This window comes from Rhizobium sp. WYCCWR 11146, assembly GCF_013591995.1.
GTDB classification, from domain to species: domain Bacteria; phylum Pseudomonadota; class Alphaproteobacteria; order Rhizobiales; family Rhizobiaceae; genus Rhizobium; species Rhizobium indicum.
Window position 1 is genome coordinate 100,992 of sequence record NZ_JACCEY010000022.1, and the last position, 19,416, is coordinate 120,407.

Genomic DNA, 19,416 nt, shown 5'->3' on the forward strand with positions numbered 1-19,416 from the left:
GATCAACCTTTCACGGCGGAGCCGACGAATGAACTGACGAACCAGCGCTGGAAAGCCAGATAGAGAATGAGGACCGGGATCATCATCAGCACCGAGGCGGCCATGGCGCGGTCCCAGTAGATGCTGTCCTGTCCGAAGAAGGTGGCGATGGCGACGGCAATCGGCCGAGCATAGTCGGTCTGAGTGACCAGCGTCGGCCACAGATACTGGTTCCAGCTTTCGATGCCCATGAGGATCGAGACCGTGGCGAGCGCCGGCAGGCTGAGCGGCATGTAGATCGACCGGTAGATGCGGAAGGCCGATGCGCCGTCCATTTCCGCCGCTTCATAGAGTTCTTTCGGCAGCTGCGCGAAGAACTGGTAGAAGAGGAAGACATAGAGCGGGCTTGCCACCCAGGGCAGGATCTGCACCGCGAAGGTATCCGTCAGCCCCGCCCGCGACATCATGACGACGAGCGGCATGATGATGCTTTCCTGCGGGATGACATAGAGCGCGACGATCAGCGCCAAGAGCGCCGCCTTGCCGCGCAGCGAGCCCCAGGCGAGAACGAAGCCCGCCATGGAATTGACGACCAGTCCCGAGACGACTGTGGCGACGAGGATCACCAGCGAATTGAAGAGATATCGGCCATAGGCCAGCTCGCCGGAGAAATGGGCGATCTCCTTGTAGTTCGACAGCGTCGGGTCGCTGACCCAGAAGGCGCGGAAGCTGCCCATGTCGGCGAGAATGCGGAAGCGGTCGTCCTTCAGGCTGGCGATCAGCAGCATGAACAGCGGCGAGATCATCACCAGCGCGATGACCAGGATGCAGAGGCTCTGCACGATGCGCAGGCTTCTCTTGCCGTTGCCCCTTGCGATTGCCAGCGGGACGGGCTGGGTCAAAGCGAGATCAGACATCGAAGCGCCTCAGGAGTTTGCGTTGCAGGAGCGCGATCAGAAGAACGATGACGAAGAGGATGACGGACACGGCCGATGCGTAGCCGAGTTTCTGCTCCTCGAAGCCGGCGCGCACCATATAGTGGACAACGGTTTCGGTGCTTTCGTTCGGGCCGCCCTGGGTGAGGATCGCCACCTGCGTATAGAGCTTGAAGGCCTGGATCGTGGTGATGACCAGCACGAAGACATGGGTCGGGCGAAGGCCGGGCATGGTGACGTGCCAGAAGCGGCGCAGCGCGCTTGCCCCGTCGATGCGGGCGGCATCGTATAGTTCTTCGGGAATGCCCTGCAGGCCGGCGAGATAGATGATCATCTGAAAGCCATAGGCCTGCCAGGCTGAAAGCAACACGATGGAGAACATCGCCCAGTTGGGGTCGCCGAGCCAGTCGATCGGCTGAATCGTGCCGCCGGAAAGGAAACCGACGATCTGGTTGAGCGGGCCGCTCGGGTACTGGAAAAGCGTGCCCCAGATGACGCAGACCACCACCATGGAGGTGATCGCCGGCAGGAAGAACAGGCCGCGCAGCAGGTTTTGCATCGGCAGCTTCTGATGCAAGAGTAGCGCGGTCAGGAAGGCGAGGCCGCACTGCAGCGGCAGCACCCAGACGGTGAAGCGCGTGACGTTCCACAGCGAGGTCCAGAACAGCGGATCGGTGAAGACGCGCTCGAAATTCAGGAGGCCGACGAAGCGTACCGGCGTCGGGCGCGGCACGAGCGGCTGGTTGGTCATCGCCGTCCAGAAGGACAAGAGGAACGGCGTGATCAGGAATATCGCCATAAGCAGAAAGGCAGGCGCGATCATCGCCATTTCCTGCCAGAGCCGCTGGTTGTCGCGGCGTTTCGCCGGACGTCGCAAAGCGGGCGTGGAGGTCTGTTGCAAAGTCATTGTTTCCTCCTCATCGGTCATCCTCCCGAGATAGTCCAGGCCCGGCCGGAGAGCCGGCCCCGTCAAACCCCTTACTGCTGCTCGAAGGGCGGGTAGCCGGCGTTGTCCTCGATATCCTCGTCGATCTTCTTGGCGGCGGCCGTCAGCGCTTCCTGCGCGTCACCACCGTTGAAGATCTTGTCGACGGCCTGCATGAAGGCCGAGGTGATCGTCGGATAGGCCGGGTGCGGCGGACGGGCGATCGCGGTCTTGGAAGCCTGCTCAAAGGCGACGGCGAGCGGACCGCCTTCCGCATAGAGCGGGGATTCGGCGGCGAAGCTCTTCAGGCCCGGATAGGCGGACTGGGTCTCGGCGTACTCTCTGTATTCCTTGTCCTTCAGCAGGAAGCTCAGGAACTTGCCGGCGATCTCAGGGTTTTCCGAGGTCGCGGAAATGCCCCAGATCCAGGTTCCGTTCGGGCTCACGCCCTTGTCGCCGATCTTCGGCAGCGGCATGACGACGATATTGTCCTTCATCGCTGCCGATGCCTCCGCGTAGAACCAGTGGCCGCCCATGGCGAGCGCGGCCGGCTGTCCTTCGGCGTAGAACTGGTTGGTGCCCGACGAAGTCGGTACGACCCAGCCCTTCTTCACCCAGTCCTGCATCATCGTCAGCGCCTTGACGCAGGCCTCGCCATCGAGCGTGCCGCTGGCCTTCCAAGTCTTGCGGTCGATCAGGTCGCAGCCGGCGCTTTCGAGCAGGGGGCCGTAGGCATAGGTGATCCACTCGGTCTTGATGCCGTAACCTCGGAAGGTGTCGATCGGCCACTTCACGCCTTCGAGCTTGGAAAGCTTTTCGAGATAGCCTTCGAATTCCTCGCGGGTCCAGGCATCATCGACCGATTTCGGAATGCGGGCGCCAATGGCTTCAAGATATTTCTTATTGCCGTAGAGCACGACCGAGGAGTCGGTGAGGCCGATCGCGTAGAGGTCCTTGTCGATCGGATAGGTGCCCTGGGCGATATTCGAATCCGTCATGTCATCGAGCAGGTCCTTGTCAATGAGCGGCTTGACGGGCTGTAGATAGCCGGACCAGACATAATTGGCGAGGAACGGAGCATCGAGTTCCATGATATCGGGCAGCTGCTTGGCCATGACGGCGGCGCTGAACTTTTCGTTATAGGCATCGTGCGGCGCGTAGATCATCTCGATGTCGACATCGGGATTGGCGGCCTCGAAGCGGGTGGCAACGTCGCCATAGGCCTTCACCCAGCCGGGATCGCCCTGGTGCATGACGTGGATGACGGTCTTCGCCTCGGCGAAACCGGCGGTCGCGACCAGGGCAGCGGACGCTAGGAGTGCGGAAAGTAAACGATTACCCATTAAAATCCTCATTTCGTATTCTCCTCCTGTTTGGCACTATTCGATGTTCAGACGGATGCCCGTTCGACCAGATGGAACGGCAGTTTATGCAGATGCGGCGGTTCGGGCTGCTCGGCCAGGAGGATCTCCATGGCAAGGCGGCCCATGGCGCGGTGCGGCAGGGCCATCGTCGTCAATGGCGGGTCCAGCCGCGAGGCCAGCTCGACCTGGTTGTCGAAGCTTGCCACCGCGATATCATCCGGAATGCGAAGGCCGGCACGGGCAAGCGCCGCATAGACTTCCATCGCCACGCGGTCATTGCCGCACAAGATGGCGTCAGGCCGCTGACCGGATTTCAGAAGCGCCTCCACATGAGAGGCAACAAGGCTTGGCGCGCGGTCGCTATAGACGCTGCGGCGCACCGCCGGCAGAACGCCGATGGGGTCGATGCCCCCCTCCTCAAGCGCCGCACGAAACCCCGTCTCGCGTAGTGTGCCGGCGAGAATGCCCGGCAGGTTGATGAAGGCGATGCGGCGGCGGCCGGCGACGAGGAGATAACGCACGATCTCCCGCGCGCCGCCCTCTTCGTCCGGCACCAGCGCGGTGACGCGGCCGGCAGCCTCGCGGCAGTTGATCATGACGCCGACGGCGCCCGCCAACCTGTCCGGCAGGGCGACATCCTTGTGGTACATGGCGGCATAAGCAACGGCGCGCGGCCGGAACTGCTGCACCTCGTCGAGCACCGAGCCGATAGACTGGCCGCTGCGGTGGTTGACCGCAAAGACCGCCATGCCGGCGCTGCGGGCCGCCCCGTCGAGGCCACGCACGATCTCGGTGGCGAAGGGCGAAGTGATTAGGCCGTCGGAGACGACTCCGACCAGCGGCAGCCAGCCCTGACGCACGCCACGCGCCGCAAGGTTGGTCACGTAGCCGAGTTCTTCCGCAATGGCTTTGACCTTCTGGCGCGTATCGTCCGACATGCGGGCGGAGCCGCCGTGCAATGCGCCGGAAACCGTCTTTACCGAGACGCCCGCACGTTCCGCGATGTCAGAAAGAGATGCTGCCACGATCCTCACCATCCTCCTTGGGTGATCGATTACCCAATAGTCGTGGCGGACGCGTTTTGTCAAGCGGCTTTTTACGCGCACTGCTCAGCGTTCCGAACACCTATCTGTCAATCGGCGCACAAACTGCCCCCTATCGGCGCGCAATCTTTACCCCCTGTAGACGATCAGCGCTTGGCCTGCCCGGCGCTGGTCGGGGTTGCCTCTGCTGCCGAAATGACCGCCGATCCGAGCGGAGTTACAAGTGACGTTTGGCCGGTACGACGCGCCGTCCGGTAAATGATGGCTCTAGTGGAGCGTGCCGCTGATCACCATTTTTGACACGAATGCGGAAAGAAGCTGGCTATCGAAATGGCCCGGCGAATTCATCATCATGTTGATCGCCTCCGCTTGCGAGAAGGCGCGCTTATACGGCCTGATTGTGGTCAGCGCTTCGTAAACGTCACAAATCGCCGCAAGCCGGGCGACGTAAGGGATCTTCTTTCCTGCGAGCCGGCCAGGATAGCCCGAGCCATCGAACTTTTCATGGTGGTAGCGACAAATGTCGAGCACCGGCTTCGGGACATGCGCGACATGGGAAACCAGCTCATATCCCCGCTGAGGATGCCCGCGGACAAGATCCATTTCCTCGGCCGTCAGTTTACCGGGTTTCGTCAAAATTTCGTCCGGGAGCGCCATTTTTCCAAGATCGTGAACCAGTCCGCCGAGTCCCAATACCCGCACATCCTCTTCTCCATGACCGAGGCTGCGCCCTAGGGTGATCATCAACGCGCTTACCGCCAGCGAGTGGAGGAACGTCAGCTCATCTTTTTCCTTCAGCTTTGCGACTGCGATCAGCGCGCCGGCGTTGTCGAAGGCTGCCGACATGATCCGCTCCACAGCTGCGCTTGCCGCATCACTGGCGAAAGAAGCTTTGATCCTGGCGTGGGCAAGCATTTGGCGGATCTGCGGTCTTGTATCCTCGACGCATTCCCTCGCCTGCTTGATATCCTTCGCCGAAAACACGGCACGAAGCTGGGTGTCAAACGCAGCCCGGTCGATGTCCTGTGCCCCGCCCGGATCGACATCCGCGCCTTTTCCGACGTCGATAACAACAGTCATCAGGCGGTTTGCCATCAAACTCTCGACCTGACCGGCGGCCGAGATCAGGAACGGCTTGAACCGGCGTGTCCTGTCTTCTCCCTCAATCTCGACGTCCTCGACATACATTCCTACCCGCAATTGGCTGACATGTATCCGTTTTCGCATCTCTGATCCGTTCAAAATAATCTTGGTACTCAAGCGTTGTCTCAGGTATCCGGGGCTGGCCCGAGCGCGAAAACCTCGCTCAGGCTATAGGGCTCCGGCACGGGTCTTGTCTTGGTTGAGCCGTTGTCCATGCTGCTCTAAAATGGCCGCGGCAACCGTTCGATCGACTGCTTTCGAAAACAGATAGCCCTGTCCGAGCTTGCAGCCGAGCTGGCTCAATTGAACAGCTTGGGGTTCTGTTTCAATCCCTTCTGCGACGACCCGGATCCCCAGCTTGTCAGCTATTCCGATCAGGCCCTCAACGATGAAGGTCCCAGCGTCGCCCGGCACCATGCGGTCGATGAAGGACTTGTCGATCTTGATGATGTCGACCGGCACCGTCAGCAGATGGGTCAAAGACGCGTAGCCCGTGCCGAAGTCGTCGAGGGCAACCCGCAAGCCCTTGGACCGAAGAGCCTTTATCTCGTCCGCTACGACATAGTCCCGTTGTCCGAGATAAACCGATTCCGTCACTTCGAGGATGATGTGCTTGAGAGGAACCTCCGCGTCCCCGAAAATTCGGCACAGCCTGTCTTGCAGATTGCCGCCACGAAAATCTGCGGCGGACAGGTTGATGCCGACATGTTGGAGAGGAAGGCCTCGGGCGAGCCAGCTGCGGATGTCTTTCGCAACCCTCAGCAACATCCGTTGGGTCAGCTCAGCAGCAATATGCGCGTCTTTCGTCGCCTCATGGAAATGCGCTGCTGCTATGATTTGGCCGGAAGGCGTGGTCATTCGACACAAGGCTTCGAAACCAACAATTTCCCGCGTATCCAGGCGCAAGATCGGTTGGTAATGCGCGTCGATCCGATCGTCTTTTAGGGCGATGCCCACGTCCCGAACCGCCCTGAAGCGTCTGGTGAGGGCGGTGCCCAGGCCGGGATAGTGTTGCACGTACCGGCCACGGTTGTGTTCCTTCGCATGATAGAGCGCCACATCGGCGTTCTGGCGGGTCTGATCGGGGTTTGTTTCGGTCTCTGCCAACGCGCCGCCAATCGTCGCGGCGGGAAAGACGACATGGCCGTCGCACGTTGAAGGAGAGGACAGTGCTTCGAGGATGGCGGATGCCCTCGCATTCAGATCAAGGTCTTTGTCGTCCGATACAATGACAGCAAACTCATCTCCACCAAGCCTGAACGTGTTTTTGGCGCCTGCTGTCGCGGAGATCCGGTCTGCAACCACTTGAATCAATGCGTCGCCGGCTGCGTGCCCGAACGTGTCGTTCACCAGTTTCAAGTTGTCGATGTCAACAAGCAAGATGCCCCAGGCGCGCCGGGATCGAGGCAGATCTTCGGCGAGAAGCTGGTTGAAACGAGCACGATTCGACAGTCCCGTCATAGCGTCGCTGTATGTCAGTCGCTGACGTTCCATCACCCGTTCTTCGCGATCGATGGCGATTGTGCAAAGATGGACACAAGCCTCGACGAGGTCCCGTTCGACGGCCTTCGGAGCGCCGTGTTCTCGATAATAGAAGGCGAAGGTGCCGATCACCCGCTCGCCGCTCTTGATCGGGCTGGACCAGCAAGCCCGCAACCCTAGCGGAAGAACCAGAGACTTGAAGTCCTGCCAACGAGGATCGGTCTCGATATCGGTGACAACGACCGCTTCTCCAGAATAGGCAGCGGCACCACAGGAGCCCGCAAGAGGTCCGGCTTCAAGATTGTCGACAGCCGCTGAATAGTCAGGCGGAAGGGAGGGTCCAGCAAGTGTGTGAAGACGGCTCCCGTCGAACGTCAGCACCGAAGCGGTGATCCCAGGAACGACGGCCTCGACCCTGAGGCAAAGTTGCTCGATCGTTGTTGCCAGCGGTTCCCCTTTGGCAATCATTTCCAGAATGGCATTCTGCAACTCAAGGATCATGACGTCACTTCCCGGAAGGAGACCCTCCGTACCAAACCGACTTTCAAATCAGGTTACGCCGTTGATTAGATTTTGATCGAATGAACGCACTCGCGAGCCATCAGCGACCCAGCCCCCAAGCGGGGTAGAAGGTCCAGACCGGTCGATCGGCTCACGGAGGCCTTGAACGATCGATCGTGGGACTCATCTCCTTTGCTCGTGGAACAGACGTTCCGGGCTGTGAACGGGTGTGATGCCCGAGTGGGCGCATGCCCGGGGCGCCTCTGATCGGCGGGCTTGGCGCCCTGTTCGACGGTGCCCATGCCGTTTGAGGCAGACGCCCTCGACCGTCGGCTTGCTTCATTCAGATGTCACGGAGAGCAGAACATGACGAAAGTTCCAACTATCGCCCGTATCTGGCGCGGCCGCACGAAGCCGGAATTTGCTGATGAATACGAAGCTTACAATCGCGCTGAGGGAGTTCCGCCACTGCTAAAGACGGCGATCGGCGTCCAATTGCTGCGCGAAGATCGGAAGGATGAAACATGGTTCACGACGATCTCCTACTGGGCCGACATGCAATCGATGACGGCGTTTACGAAAGGTGATCCGGAGCAGGTTCATCATCTGGCGCGAGATGCAGAACTACTTTGCGAACTTCCCGAGCGTATCCAGATACATAAGATAGTGGTCCCGCCTAGGCTGCGCTGAGAACCCCCGCCCTTTCGCATATCTCTGTGACGTCTCTGCTCCGTCTTGAAAGATCAATGCGCGCGACATCGGCACGAATCCAAAACGTTTTGGCTTGACTCCCAAAACGTTTTGGAGAATCTTTTTCTCACCTCGGGAGGAAGATCTTGGCGAATCTCAAACAGCTCGCGCAATCGCTGGGACTGTCGATCACCACGGTGTCGCGTGCGCTCGACGGTTATGCCGATGTGTCGGCCGCCACGCGCGAACGGGTTCGAGAGGCTGCCGACAAGGTCGGCTACCGACCGAATGCTTCGGCCCGCCGCCTCCGCAGGCAGCGCGCCGAACTGGTTGCCGTCACGCTGCCGAGCGATCCCGGCCATATCGGTCCTCCGCATTTCCTCGATATGTTGTCCGGCTGTGCCGAACACCTTGCCGCCGCCGGCCTCAATCTGGTGATTGCGCCGGTGCCGCGCGGCGAGAGCGAGCTCGACATCTGCCGCCGCTTCGTCGATGGCCGCCGCGTCGACGCCATGCTTCTCGTCCGCACCAAGCGGAAAGACGAGCGCGTCGAATTCCTGCAGTCGCGCGGCATTCCCTTCGTCACCAATGGCCGCACCGAAAGCCTGCTGCCCCATCCCTATATCGACGGCGACGGTTTTGCCGGATTCCGGGCCGCGACGCTGCGCTTCCATGCCGCCGGCCACCGCCGCATCGGCCACATCGCCGGCCCGCAGGAATATTACTTTGCACATGACCGCTGCCGCGGCTGGCGGGCGGCGATGGAGGAATGCGGCCTTGCCACCGACCTTTGTGCCGAAGGCGCGCCGCTGGAACAGGGCGGTTATCTCGCAGCACTCGAACTTCTGCGCCAACCCTCGCGTCCGACCGCACTCGTTTGCGCCACCGACGAAATGGCGATCGGGGCACTCCGGGCGCTACGCGAGCTCGATGGCGGCAACCAGATCAGCATTGTCGGCCATGACGACCTGGCGATGGGCGCCTTCACCAGCCCCCCGCTCTCGACCATGCGCATGACCGGTGAAAACCTCGGCGCGAGCTTCGCCTCGCTGCTGCTGCGCGCCATTGCAGGCGAGCCTGCCGAAGAACTCCAGGAGCTTCACGCGATCGAATTCGTCGATCGCGACAGCCACCGCCGTCCGCTTAGGGCGGCATAGACAGCAGTGCATCTCAAACAAAGAACAATGAAGGAGGAGAAGATGAAACATATCATGTCATTTGGAATTCTGGCTTCCACCGTGCTGGCCTTCGCCTCGCCTGTGCTTGCCCAGACGGTTTTCGTGTCCACCCAGCTTCGTCCGATCGAGGAGGCGACCGTCGTGCGCGAGGAGCTGCTGAAGGACGTCGGCTCGGTTGATTACGTGGTCGAGGAGCCGCCGCAGTTTGCCGTCCGCATGGAGGCCGAACGTCAGGCCGGCAAACACACCGTTAGCCTCGTCGGTGCGCTGCATGGCGAGCTCTCGCCGCTTGCCGACAAGGACACGCTCGAGCCGCTCGACGATCTCGCCAACAAGCTGGCCGCGAGCGGCATGCCACAGTCGCTGCTCGACCTTGGCAAGCTCGGCAAGTCGACCCAGCAGTACATCCCCTGGATGCAGGCGACCTATGTGATGGCTGCCAAGAAGGAAGCGCTGCAATACCTGCCTGCCGGCGCCGACGTGAACGCGCTGAACTACGATCAACTGATCGAGTGGGGCAAGAATATGCAGGAGGCGACGGGCCAGCCGCAGATCGGTTTCCCGGCCGGCCCGAAGGGGCTGATGGCGCGTTATTTCCAGGGCTATTTCTACCCGTCCTTCACCGGCGGTGTCGTGCGCACCTTCCAGAGTGCCGATGCTGCCGCCGGCTGGGAAAAGCTGAAGGCGCTGTGGGGCCATGTGACACCGAACTCGACCAATTACGACTTCATGCAGGAGCCGCTCGCTGCCGGCGAAGTCATGGTCGCCTGGGATCATATCGCCCGTCTGAAGAATGCCATTTCCGCTGCACCGGATGATTATGTCGTCTTCCCCGCCCCCGCGGGTCCCAAAGGTCGCGGCTACATGCCTGTCGTCGCGGGTCTCGCCATTCCGAAGGGCGCGCCTGACAAAGCCGGCGCAGAAAAGATCATCGAACACCTGTCCATGCCGGACACGCAGCTCCTGACCGCCTCCAAGGTCGGCTTCTTCCCGACCCTCAACGTCAAGCTGCCGCCGGATCTCGATGCCGGCGTCGCCCTGCTTGCCGGTGCGGTCACGGCCACCCAGGCTTCCAAGGACGCGGTCATCTCGCTGCTCCCAGTCGGTCTCGGCGACAAGGGCGGCGAGTTCAACAAGGTCTACATGGACAGTTTCCAGCGCATCGTGCTGCAGAACGAGCCCGTTGCAGACGTGCTGAAGACCCAGGGCGCGACGATGGCCAAGCTGATGGCCGATACGAAGGCTGCCTGCTGGGCGCCCGATGCCAAGAGCGACGGCCCCTGCCCGGTCGAATAAATCTACCTGAGAAGCGTCCGGGCGGAATGCCCGGGCGCTCTTCCGACACTCTGCTCGTCAAGGCCGGAGCCGATGACCAATAGCCGACCCTGGATCCCCTATCTGCTGATCCTGCCATCCGTCGCCTTTCTGGCGCTGCTCTTCGTCGTGCCGCTGGTGCAGACGATCTGGCTGGCGGTTTCGGACAATGGCGCGCTGTCGCTCGCGAATGCCGAGCGCATGGTAACCGACATCAATTTCACCCGCTCGGTGAAGAATACCTTCCTGCTGACGATCGCGGTCGTGCCGGTGCAGATCGCCATTGCGCTTGCCATGGGCACGATGGTCGCCAAGGTCGGCCGCGGGCGCGAGACGATCCTGTGGATCTGGACGATCCCGCTCGGCATTTCCGACCTCGCCGCCGGTCTCGTCTGGCTGTCGATCCTGCAGAATACCGGCTATCTGAATTCGCTGCTCTTCGGTCTCGGCATCATCGGCAGGCAGGCAAGCTGGCTCTCCTACCAGACGCCGGTCGCGCTCTTCATCGCCATTGCGGTTGCCGAAATCTGGCGCGGCACGGCCATCGTCATGGTCATCATCGTCGCCGGTCTCAACCAGGTGCCGAAGGAGTTCAGGGAGGCCGCCGAAATTTTCGGCGCAGGCCCGTGGACGCGCTTCTGGCGCATCACCCTGCCGCTGATCCGCCCCGCCCTGCAATCGGCTCTCATCCTGCGCACCGTGCTCGCCTTCGAAGTCTTCGCGGTGGTCTATGCGCTCGGCGGGCGCAATTTTCCGGTTCTCGTCGGCGAGGCCTACAACTGGCAGAACCAGAACCAGAACTACAGCGTCGCTGCCGCCTATGCGGTGCTGATCATGATCATCTCGCTTGCCGCCACGCTCATCTATCTGAAAGTCTTGAAGGTCGATCCGGAGCGCCTGCCATGACCACGGATACCATCAGCACGGCCGCAGACACACCCAAAGCCGCCGGCTTCGTCTCCTCGCGGCGCTGGCTGCTGTGGAGCGGCATCGCCGCACTCTGCGCCTGGGTGCTGGTGCCGATCTATCTGGTCGCGCTCGGCGCGCTTGGCGGTCGGCAGGGCGTCTACATCTGGCCGAAGACCGGGCTTCCCACGGGCATATCGCTGGAGCCCTTCATTCTCTTCCTGAAGACCGAGGGCGTCGTCCAGTCCTTCCTCAATTCGCTGGGGGCAGCCAGCATCACTGTGGCGCTTTCAATCTTGCTCGGCGCGCCGGCAGGTTACGCGCTCGCCCGCTACGATTTCCGCGGCAAGGACAGCTACCGCCTTCTGGTTCTACTGACCCGCGCCTTTCCGCTGGCAATCCTGGCGCTGCCGCTGACGGTCTCCTTCATCCGGCTCGGCCTCTACGATACGATCGTCGGCGTCGGCCTCATCCATACGGTCCTGGCGCTGCCCTTCGCGGCACTCGTCACGCAAGGGATTTTCCTCGGCGTGCCGAAGGAGTTGGAGGAAGCCGCCTGGGTGTTCGGCTGCACCCGCATCCAGGCCTTCTTCAAGGTGGTGGCACCCTTGGCGCTTCCCGGCATCGTCGCAACCGCGGTCTTTGCCTTCGTCATCTCGTGGAACGAGGTCTTTGCCGCCTCGGTGCTGACGGTGCGCAACCGCACGCTGACCGCCTACCTGCTCACCGTGCTTTCGGAAAGCCCGATGCATTACCGTTTTGCCGGGGGCCTGATGCTCATCCTTCCCTCGGTTGTCTTCATCTTCGCGGTCAGGCGCTACCTCTTCGCGATCTGGGGCATTTCCTCCAAATAACGGGACCAGAGATATGGCCAATATTGTCATCGACCGCATTCGCAAGAGCTTCGGAGCCTTCCAGGCGCTGAAAGAGGTCTCGCTGACGATCAACGACGGCGAATTCGTCTCGCTGCTCGGCCCGTCCGGCTGCGGCAAGACCACGCTGCTGCGCATCATCGCCGGCCTCGAGACGGCGACATCGGGAGATATTCGTATCGGCGACAAGTCGGTGATCGGCCTTGCGCCCAGAGATCGCGGCCTTGCGATGGTCTTCCAGAACTATGCCGTCTTTCCGCATATGACGGTCTACGAAAACGTCGCCTTCGGGCTGCGGATGCAGAAGGCCGACGACGCACGCGTGAAGGCGCAGGTCGAGAAGGCCGCCGGCCTGTTGCATATCGAGCAATATCTCGACCGCTACCCGAACAAGCTTTCCGGCGGCCAGCGCCAGCGCGTCGCCGTCGCTCGCGCCCTTGCCGTCGAACCGAAGGTTCTCCTGATGGATGAGCCGCTTTCGAACCTCGACGCGCTGCTCCGCCTCGAAATGCGCACCGAACTCAAGACGGTGCTGCAATCGGCAGGGACCACGACGATCTACGTCACCCACGATCAGACGGAAGCGATGGGCCTTTCCGACCGCATCGCCGTCATGCATGGCGGCGTGGTCGAGCAGGTCGGCCATCCGGTCGAGATCTACAATCACCCGGCGACACGTTTCGTCGGCGGCTTCATCGGCAACCCGCCGATGAACTTCATCAAGGTGCCGGTCACGAACAGCCAGGTTGCAGCCGGCGCCGAGCGGCTTGCCGCGCCGCAGGGCTCCGGCAATGAGGTGATTCTCGGCCTGCGCGGCGAGGCAGTCGAACTCGCGCCGCTGCCACAGGGCCTCGAAATGCGGGTGCGCGTTGCCGAGCCGATGGGCTCGCACCTGCTTTTGACCGGCTCGATCCACGACCAGCCGGTCCGTGTCATCCTGCCGGCCTCGGAAACCGTGAAGAGCGGCGACACGATCGGCCTGAAGCTCGACCAGAAACGCATTACCTGGCTTTCGCCCGAAAGCGGCAAGTCCTTTCCGGCCGTCCTGGCCTAAGAATACCGGAGCATCCAGAATGAACACGCATATCGACCAGGCGAAGCGCATCCTCGCCGTGAACGATCGCGGCGGCTATACCGTGCCGACCGACCGGCTCTATCCCTTCCAGTGGAACTGGGATTCCGCCTTCGTCGCCATGGGCTTTGCGCTCTACGATACCGATCGCGCCTATCGGGAGCTGGAGCGGCTGGTCGAGGGCCAGTGGGCGGACGGGATGATCCCGCATATCGTCTTCCACGCGCCCAGCGATACCTATTTCCCGGGGCCGAACGTCTGGCGTACGAAGCATACGACCCCGACTTCTGGCATAACCCAGCCGCCGGTCTTCGCGATCGCACTGCGCAAGCTGTATGAGGCCGCCGGCAAGGATGCCGAGGCGCGCACTCTCCCCCTCTACGAAGCGGCGCTGAAATGGCATCGCTGGTGGTACTCGGCGCGCGACCCCGAAGGCACCGGCCTCGTCGCACTCCTGCATCCCTGGGAAAGCGGCAGCGACAATTCTCCCGCCTGGGACATCGCGCTCGCTCGTGTACCCACCACCACCGATACCCCCGTCGTGCGCAAGGATACCGGCCATGTCGATGCCGACATGCGTCCGCGCGACGAGGATTACCACCGCTTCATCCATCTCGTCGATACTTATGCCGCTTGCGGCTGGGATCCGGCGAAACAATGGGAAAAGGCACCGTTCAAGGTCGCGGAGATCCAGACGACCGCCATCCTGCTCAAGGCCGGCGAAGATTTGGAAGCCCTCGCCCGCGAGTTTGGCCGGATGGACGATGTCGCCGAGATCGCCGCGTTGAATGCGCTGACCCGCAAGGCTATCCTCGCCCAGTGGCGCCCCGCCCTGTCACGCTTCGTCTCGCGCGATCTCGTCTCCGGCGAGGATATAGAGGCCGCGACTCAAGCCGGCTTCATCCCCCTACTCTCACTAGACCTCGAAAAGCCGATCGCGGATGCGTTGGTTGACGAGATGAGGGCCTGGTCCAAGAGCCTCAAGGTCGCCTTCCCCACAACCAAGCCCGGCAGCGCAAGCTGGGAACCGAAGCGTTACTGGCGCGGCCCCGCCTGGGCGATCATAAACTGGCTTCTGATCAACGGCCTCAAACGCAATGGCCATGCGGATGCCTCCGAAGAGCTGCGAAAATCCACTGTCACGGCGATCGAAACGGAAGGTTTCGCCGAATATTTCGACCCCGTCACCGGCGAAGGCTGCGGCGGCCTCGGCTTTTCCTGGACGGCTGCTGCGTATCTGTGGCTTGAGCGAGGCGTAGACCCTGCCTGAGCGTGGTGTCGCGCCTAACAAGCAATTTTCGCGATCAGCGCTCCAAGGATCGCTTATATGTAAAGCGTATGATTTAATCATACGGCATGCTATAAGGAGATAACGAGGATACACACCATGCGCACAACCCAACCTCTCACCATCACCCTCCCGCTGGAAATGGCGCAAATGGTGAAGGCCAAAGTCAGCTCCGGCGAATATGCGACCGAGAGCGAAGTTATCCGCGACGGCCTACGCACCTTGGCCGCCCGCGACGCCGCCGTTGAAAAATGGCTACGCGATGAGGTCCTGCCTACCTATGACGAAATGAAAGCCCACCCCGAGCGCGCCCTTTCCGCCGAGGAAGTTCGCCAGCGGCTCGATGCCCGTATAGCCGCTCACGCCAAGAAATAACGCAGGGCATGAACCGTTATTTTTGCGCCCGAGGCGAGCGACGACCTCGAAACCCTGCTGGTGTATCTGATAGACGAGGCCGGGCCGGAGACGGCTCGCAACTACGTCAGTAAGATTGTGGATTACTGCCTCAGCTTTGAGACGTTTCCCGAGCGGGGCGCCGCGCGTGACGACCTGCGGCCGGGACTGCGCGTCGTTGGGTATCGCGGCAAGGCAAGCATCGCGTTTGTGGTGGCAGAGAACATCGTATCTATCCTGCGTGTCTTCCATCGCGGCCAGGACGTCAGCTTCGACGACAATTAGCAAACGGTTCAAACCAGACGACAGGATCGACCGCTCGCCCTAATCCGGCTGCCATGGCTGCATGGTGAGCACATTGCCGCCCAGCTTGGCGAAGGCGCGCTGGCGGCAGGAGAAGACGAGGATCTGCTGGTCGCGTGACTGGCGGTGCAGCGCATCGAACATCCGCTCGATCCGGTCGTCGTCGGAATAAACAAGCGCATCATCGAGGATGACGGGCGCCGGCCGGCCGTCGCGGGCGAGCAGCCGGGCGAACGCAAGGCGGGTCAGCACCGAGAGCTGCTCCCGCATGCCGCCGCTCAGCCGATCGACATCCTCGTCCAGGCCGTTGCGGCGCACGATCTGCGGCAGCAAGGTGTCGCCGTCGAAGGTAATCGAGATGTCGTCGAACAGCAGGCCGACCAGCGGGGCGAGTTCGCTCATGACAGGCTTGAGATAGAGGTCGCGCGCGGCTGCTCGCGTCGCCGTCAGCGCCTTGCGCAGGCGATCCAGGACGGCGACCTCCGCCTCGAACCGCTTTACCTGTTCCCGCGCAGCGTCAAGCAAACCGCGAGTTTCCAACCAGTTTTCTTCCACCGCACTGTCTGAGCGGGTACGAATTTGACCGCCGAGGTCGGCAAGCTCTTCGCGTAACCTGGCAATTTCACGTGCTGCGGCGTCGGCGACCGAACGTGCCCTGGCAAGAGCGGCTTCCGCGCCGGCGAGGTCCCGCCCGGCCCTGCGCAAAGGCCCGGCCCGGAGCTCAACCGCGTCGCATTGTTCTTTGGCGCTGGAAAGCTTTGCCGCAAGGTCCCGTTGCAATTCCGTTCGGCTGCCTTCGGGACCGATGATCGCGACGATGGCCTCGAGGTCCTGACCAAGTTTGGCGTGCTCCGTCTGCGCACGCAATATTGCCTCGCCGGCCTCCATGCGCATCATCGACGCTTCCCGGGCCCGGTTTCGCGCCAGGTCGATACGCTGCGTCGCATCCGCGAGACGGGCGCGCACCTCCTCCGGGTCGGTGTCGAGTTCGACTGGGCCCTGGCTGAGTACCGCAAAGCGTGCGGCATCGAGGTGAAGCTGGTCGATACCATTCGGAGCCACGTCGGCGAACCGCTGCCGTGCCCGCACCAGTTCCTCGTGCTTGTTCCGGGCGGCAATATCGCGCTGTCGCGCCGCCCGCAAACTCTCGACACCGAGCCTGGCAAGCAATGTTTGGCGCGTGGCTTCCGCGGTCTCGAGCGCCCCGTCCTGTTCTGCCTGCCGGCTGGAATGGATCGTCAGCGTACCGACGCCTGCTATGTCGAGTTTCGCCACCCCGGCAAAGCTCTTGTCCTCGCCCCCCGGCAAAGGTTGGCGATCCATGCTCACCGAGCCGGAGGCGTCTTTCAGGTAGTCGATCCTGAGCCTGGGAAGACCGACTTCGGCTGCTGCACGCAAGCCAACGATCTTGAGATCCAACGCTTCGAGCCGTTCGATCGCATCGGCTGGAATGGCGAGCAATGCATGTGCAGCCTCCGCGTCCTCGATCTGCCGCCGCGCCGCTTCCGCCTGGTCGAGATGCAGACGAACCTCCGCCAGCCGCTCTGCGGCATGGCGCGAACGCAGTGCTGCCTCCAGCCGGGCCAGCCATTCGCGGTTTACCCGCTCATCCTCTTCGGCTGCCTGAACCTCCGCCGTTGCTGCCTCGCTTTCGGCCAGCGATGCCGCGCGTCGCTCGGCTGCATTTGAAAACTCTTTTTCCGTCACGGCGAAACGCCGCGCGAGTTCGTCACTGCGGTTCAATGCCGCGTGGAAGCGGTCGAATGCCTGCTGCGCCTCATCGCGACGGCTGGCGGCCAGGGCAGCTTCGGCATCGAGTGCCTTGAGTTCCCTGTCGTGCAGTTTAGCGGCCTCGAGCACCGACTCGGCATTGGCAATCGCCGCCTTCCGGCCCGCCTCTTCGTCCGAATTTTCCAGTTCGCTGAGTCTCGCCTGCACAGAGCGGCGGCGGTCGAGTGCGCCATGCAGCATCTCCACCTCCTTGGCCAGCCGCGCCTCCTCCGCCTGCAGCCGGTCACGATCGTCGAGCGCGGCGACAAAGCGGCCTCCGGTCTTTGGCCGGAGCGTCGCGGTGACCAGGCGATTGAGTTCATCCTCGCAGGCTTCGAGCACCGCCGACATGCGCCGTCCGCCCGTCAGTGCCTCCACCTCGCCCTGCACCGAAGACAACAGGCTTTCGCGCACCCGCTTGTCGTTTTCTTCCTCGCTCTTGCTACGATTTTCGATGCCGGTGACGCCCTGGCGCACCCAGAGCAGGCCTGCCGGGCCGGCAGTTCCGCCGGAAATGAGATCGCCGATGAAAGCCTCGGCCTCGTCGGCCTGGGCGACGAGCCGGCCGCTGCCGAGATCGGTGACGCTGGCGCGCCGTCCGCCATAGAACTGCTTGGTCAGGCGGTAGCGGCCGGCTTCGATCGTGATATCGGCCTCGACGATCGGGTTGCCGCCGCTATAGGGACGCAGCATCTGCACGCTCTTTGGCGTGCCGCCGTGCGGCTGGAAGAACAGCGCATGCAGCGCCTCGAAACAAGTCGATTTGCCGTGCTCGTTGGCGGCGCTCAGCACATTGACGCCGTCGGCGATTCCTTCGACGGATATGCCGCGGCCGGCGAAGCGTTTCACATTGTGAAGGCGAAGAGCGTTGAGTTTCATCGATCGATCGCCTCGCAATAGGAAAACAGGCGGATCAACGCCTCGCGCGCCACGCCCCTGTCGTCGCCCGAGCGGGATTGGTCTAGGCTTTCGGCAAGCAGCAACTCCGCTGTATCGCGCAGCGCACCGGCTCGGTCGATGATCTCGAGATCATCGCTCTCGCAATCGGTCCCCAGCAGTTCCGTATCGATCTCCAGATGCGCAAATTCCGGCGCGACCTGTTGCAGCAGGCTGGTCATTGCTGTGCGCCCGGTCAATCGGGCACGGCCCGACAGCGCGACGCGCAACAGGGTTTGTCGCCGCGCGAACGGTTCCGGCAGTGCCGCCTTCAGCGCTTCAACACCGTCTTCCGATGCCAGCAGCGGAAGCTGCAATGTCTGCCAGGAAAAGCCGGCGGTCGCCACAGCCGTCGTCGTCGGCATCGCTCCCTGCCCGGCAATCGAAACGATCATCGCCTGCCCCGGCCGGTCATGCTTGAAACGGTCCGGCTCGGGCGCGCCGCTATAATATGTTCTGGCGTCCACCGCCACCGATCCGTGCCAATCGCCGAGCGCCATATAATCGAGGCCGGCCAGCGCCGCGCGGTTCGGCGCAATCACGTTGGTGGCCGTGGCATCCTCCGAAAATTCCTGGATCGGGCCATGGGCGAGGCCGATGCGGATAGCGCCGTCCGGCGTGGCCGCACCCGTCATCCATTCGGTCAGGTCGCGGCCCGGCCGTCTGGTCGTGCAAGGCGCCGGCAGCAGCACGACACGAGGTCCAAGCGGAAGGGGCGCCGCTTCCGTCGCCAGTATGACATTGTCGGGCACCACGCCGCGCGCAGCACTCCAGAGCTGGTCCGCCAGCAGTGAATCGTGATTGCCCGGAAGCAGAACCCAGCGCAGCGGCGTATTCCGAGCCATCTCGCCAAGCGCTTGGCGAAGCACGGCCGGCGTCGGCGTCTCGGTATCGAAGGTGTCGCCCGCGAGCAGGATGACACCAGCCCCATGCTCTCGTGCCGCACTGGCGAGTCTCCCGATCACGCCATGCCGCGCCTCGCGCAGGCGCCCTCTCAAATCCTCCGGAAGATTGCCAAACCGCTTGCCAATATGAAGGTCCGAACTGTGCAGGAAGGAAAACATCAATCAGCCATGTTTGCGCTGCGCTGCGAGCTTTCGAGCATGGTCAAGGACCTCTCGTCCGTAGTTTCGTGATTCCGTTGTTCCGTGACAGACCATGCCTCCCGACAACAGGCGAGGCAAGTCGATCCTGGCTGAACAAGCTGTTATCCAATGCTTGTCTAATTTTGAGTGATGCTCGACATCATATTCCCCAGTCGCCGTTCAAGGAGGTAGGTATCTGTTCCATCGTGCCGCGTCGTCTGCCGGCAATTCCGCGGC

Annotated in this window: 17 protein-coding genes; 9 read left to right on the top strand and 8 right to left on the bottom strand. The window is 62.3% G+C overall.

Annotated elements, in window-relative coordinates; genetic code table 11:
• Positions 1-2: 2 nt before the first annotated feature.
• The 6 genes from HX899_RS16570 to HX899_RS16595 form a co-directional block, all read right to left on the bottom strand.
• Positions 3-896: a carbohydrate ABC transporter permease gene (locus HX899_RS16570; protein ID WP_138333065.1), complete on the bottom strand. Its 894-nt coding sequence runs from the start codon at positions 894-896 to the stop codon at positions 3-5.
• Complete coding sequence (locus HX899_RS16575) at positions 889-1,821, bottom strand: carbohydrate ABC transporter permease (protein WP_180195408.1); 933 nt, start codon at positions 1,819-1,821, stop codon at positions 889-891. Before HX899_RS16575 ends, HX899_RS16570 begins: the two co-directional genes overlap by 8 nt.
• 71 nt (positions 1,822-1,892) lie before the next feature.
• On the bottom strand, positions 1,893-3,182 hold the full coding sequence (locus tag HX899_RS16580) for a sugar ABC transporter substrate-binding protein (protein WP_181292851.1): 1,290 nt from the start codon (positions 3,180-3,182) through the stop codon (positions 1,893-1,895).
• A 47-nt stretch (positions 3,183-3,229) separates the two neighbouring features.
• Positions 3,230-4,240, bottom strand: coding sequence for a LacI family DNA-binding transcriptional regulator (locus HX899_RS16585; protein ID WP_138388968.1), 1,011 nt, complete (start codon positions 4,238-4,240; stop codon positions 3,230-3,232).
• A gap of 273 nt (positions 4,241-4,513) precedes the next feature.
• Entirely contained in the window at positions 4,514-5,473 is a 960-nt protein-coding gene (locus tag HX899_RS16590) for an HD-GYP domain-containing protein (RefSeq protein WP_171597976.1), read from the bottom strand.
• A gap of 84 nt (positions 5,474-5,557) precedes the next feature.
• Positions 5,558-7,372, bottom strand: a complete 1,815-nt coding sequence (locus HX899_RS16595) for a bifunctional diguanylate cyclase/phosphodiesterase (protein WP_138388969.1) — start codon at positions 7,370-7,372, stop codon at positions 5,558-5,560.
• 366 nt (positions 7,373-7,738) lie between these two features.
• On the opposite strand from HX899_RS16595, the gene HX899_RS16600 reads away from it, so the two are divergent.
• From HX899_RS16600 to HX899_RS16640, 9 genes are all read left to right on the top strand, one after another.
• Positions 7,739-8,062: an antibiotic biosynthesis monooxygenase gene (locus HX899_RS16600; RefSeq protein ID WP_138333073.1), complete on the top strand. Its 324-nt coding sequence runs from the start codon at positions 7,739-7,741 to the stop codon at positions 8,060-8,062.
• 146 nt (positions 8,063-8,208) lie between these two features.
• Positions 8,209-9,219, top strand: a complete 1,011-nt coding sequence (locus HX899_RS16605) for a LacI family DNA-binding transcriptional regulator (RefSeq protein WP_181292852.1) — start codon at positions 8,209-8,211, stop codon at positions 9,217-9,219.
• Between the two features lie 42 nt (positions 9,220-9,261).
• Entirely contained in the window at positions 9,262-10,536 is a 1,275-nt protein-coding gene (locus HX899_RS16610) for an ABC transporter substrate-binding protein (RefSeq protein ID WP_181292853.1), read from the top strand.
• Positions 10,537-10,608: 72 nt separating this feature from the next.
• Positions 10,609-11,460 (top strand): carbohydrate ABC transporter permease, encoded by an 852-nt coding sequence (locus tag HX899_RS16615; protein ID WP_138333078.1) that lies wholly within the window; start codon positions 10,609-10,611, stop codon positions 11,458-11,460.
• Positions 11,457-12,314, top strand: a complete 858-nt coding sequence (locus tag HX899_RS16620; protein ID WP_138333080.1) for a carbohydrate ABC transporter permease — start codon at positions 11,457-11,459, stop codon at positions 12,312-12,314. The genes HX899_RS16615 and HX899_RS16620 overlap by 4 nt, the downstream gene beginning before the upstream one ends.
• Before the next feature lie 13 nt (positions 12,315-12,327).
• On the top strand, positions 12,328-13,386 hold the full coding sequence (locus tag HX899_RS16625; protein WP_181292854.1) for an ABC transporter ATP-binding protein: 1,059 nt from the start codon (positions 12,328-12,330) through the stop codon (positions 13,384-13,386).
• Between the two features lie 19 nt (positions 13,387-13,405).
• Positions 13,406-14,674 carry an MGH1-like glycoside hydrolase domain-containing protein gene (locus tag HX899_RS16630; RefSeq protein ID WP_181292855.1) on the top strand — a complete coding sequence of 423 codons (1,269 nt, stop codon included), beginning with the start codon at positions 13,406-13,408 and terminating at the stop codon, positions 14,672-14,674.
• 117 nt (positions 14,675-14,791) lie between these two features.
• Positions 14,792-15,067: a type II toxin-antitoxin system ParD family antitoxin gene (locus HX899_RS16635; RefSeq protein WP_138333086.1), complete on the top strand. Its 276-nt coding sequence runs from the start codon at positions 14,792-14,794 to the stop codon at positions 15,065-15,067.
• A gap of 60 nt (positions 15,068-15,127) precedes the next feature.
• Positions 15,128-15,370, top strand: a complete 243-nt coding sequence (locus tag HX899_RS16640) for a type II toxin-antitoxin system RelE/ParE family toxin (RefSeq protein ID WP_348647916.1) — start codon at positions 15,128-15,130, stop codon at positions 15,368-15,370.
• A gap of 39 nt (positions 15,371-15,409) precedes the next feature.
• Here the strand turns inward: HX899_RS16640 and HX899_RS16645 are convergent, their stop codons facing one another.
• A complete protein-coding gene (locus HX899_RS16645; protein ID WP_181292856.1) occupies positions 15,410-18,037 on the bottom strand; it encodes an AAA family ATPase in 2,628 nt (875 codons plus the stop codon).
• Positions 18,034-19,158: a DNA repair exonuclease gene (locus HX899_RS16650; RefSeq protein ID WP_181292857.1), complete on the bottom strand. Its 1,125-nt coding sequence runs from the start codon at positions 19,156-19,158 to the stop codon at positions 18,034-18,036. The genes HX899_RS16645 and HX899_RS16650 overlap by 4 nt, the downstream gene beginning before the upstream one ends.
• Between the last annotated feature and the right edge of the window lie 258 nt (positions 19,159-19,416).

Bases quoted from the DNA above. Each gene is read 5' to 3' on its own strand.
- HX899_RS16570 (WP_138333065.1), bottom strand. From the start codon at position 896: ATGTCTGATCTCGCTTTGACCCAGCCCGTCCCGCTGGCAATCGCAAGG.
- HX899_RS16575 (WP_180195408.1), bottom strand. From the start codon at position 1,821: ATGACTTTGCAACAGACCTCCACGCCCGCTTTGCGACGTCCGGCGAAA.
- HX899_RS16580 (WP_181292851.1), bottom strand. From the start codon at position 3,182: ATGGGTAATCGTTTACTTTCCGCACTCCTAGCGTCCGCTGCCCTGGTC.
- HX899_RS16585 (WP_138388968.1), bottom strand. From the start codon at position 4,240: ATGGTGAGGATCGTGGCAGCATCTCTTTCTGACATCGCGGAACGTGCG.
- HX899_RS16590 (WP_171597976.1), bottom strand. From the start codon at position 5,473: ATGCGAAAACGGATACATGTCAGCCAATTGCGGGTAGGAATGTATGTC.
- HX899_RS16595 (WP_138388969.1), bottom strand. From the start codon at position 7,372: ATGATCCTTGAGTTGCAGAATGCCATTCTGGAAATGATTGCCAAAGGG.
- HX899_RS16600 (WP_138333073.1), top strand. From the start codon at position 7,739: ATGACGAAAGTTCCAACTATCGCCCGTATCTGGCGCGGCCGCACGAAG.
- HX899_RS16610 (WP_181292853.1), top strand. From the start codon at position 9,262: ATGAAACATATCATGTCATTTGGAATTCTGGCTTCCACCGTGCTGGCC.
- HX899_RS16615 (WP_138333078.1), top strand. From the start codon at position 10,609: ATGACCAATAGCCGACCCTGGATCCCCTATCTGCTGATCCTGCCATCC.
- HX899_RS16620 (WP_138333080.1), top strand. From the start codon at position 11,457: ATGACCACGGATACCATCAGCACGGCCGCAGACACACCCAAAGCCGCC.
- HX899_RS16625 (WP_181292854.1), top strand. From the start codon at position 12,328: ATGGCCAATATTGTCATCGACCGCATTCGCAAGAGCTTCGGAGCCTTC.
- HX899_RS16630 (WP_181292855.1), top strand. From the start codon at position 13,406: ATGAACACGCATATCGACCAGGCGAAGCGCATCCTCGCCGTGAACGAT.
- HX899_RS16635 (WP_138333086.1), top strand. From the start codon at position 14,792: ATGCGCACAACCCAACCTCTCACCATCACCCTCCCGCTGGAAATGGCG.
- HX899_RS16645 (WP_181292856.1), bottom strand. From the start codon at position 18,037: ATGAAACTCAACGCTCTTCGCCTTCACAATGTGAAACGCTTCGCCGGC.
- HX899_RS16650 (WP_181292857.1), bottom strand. From the start codon at position 19,158: ATGTTTTCCTTCCTGCACAGTTCGGACCTTCATATTGGCAAGCGGTTT.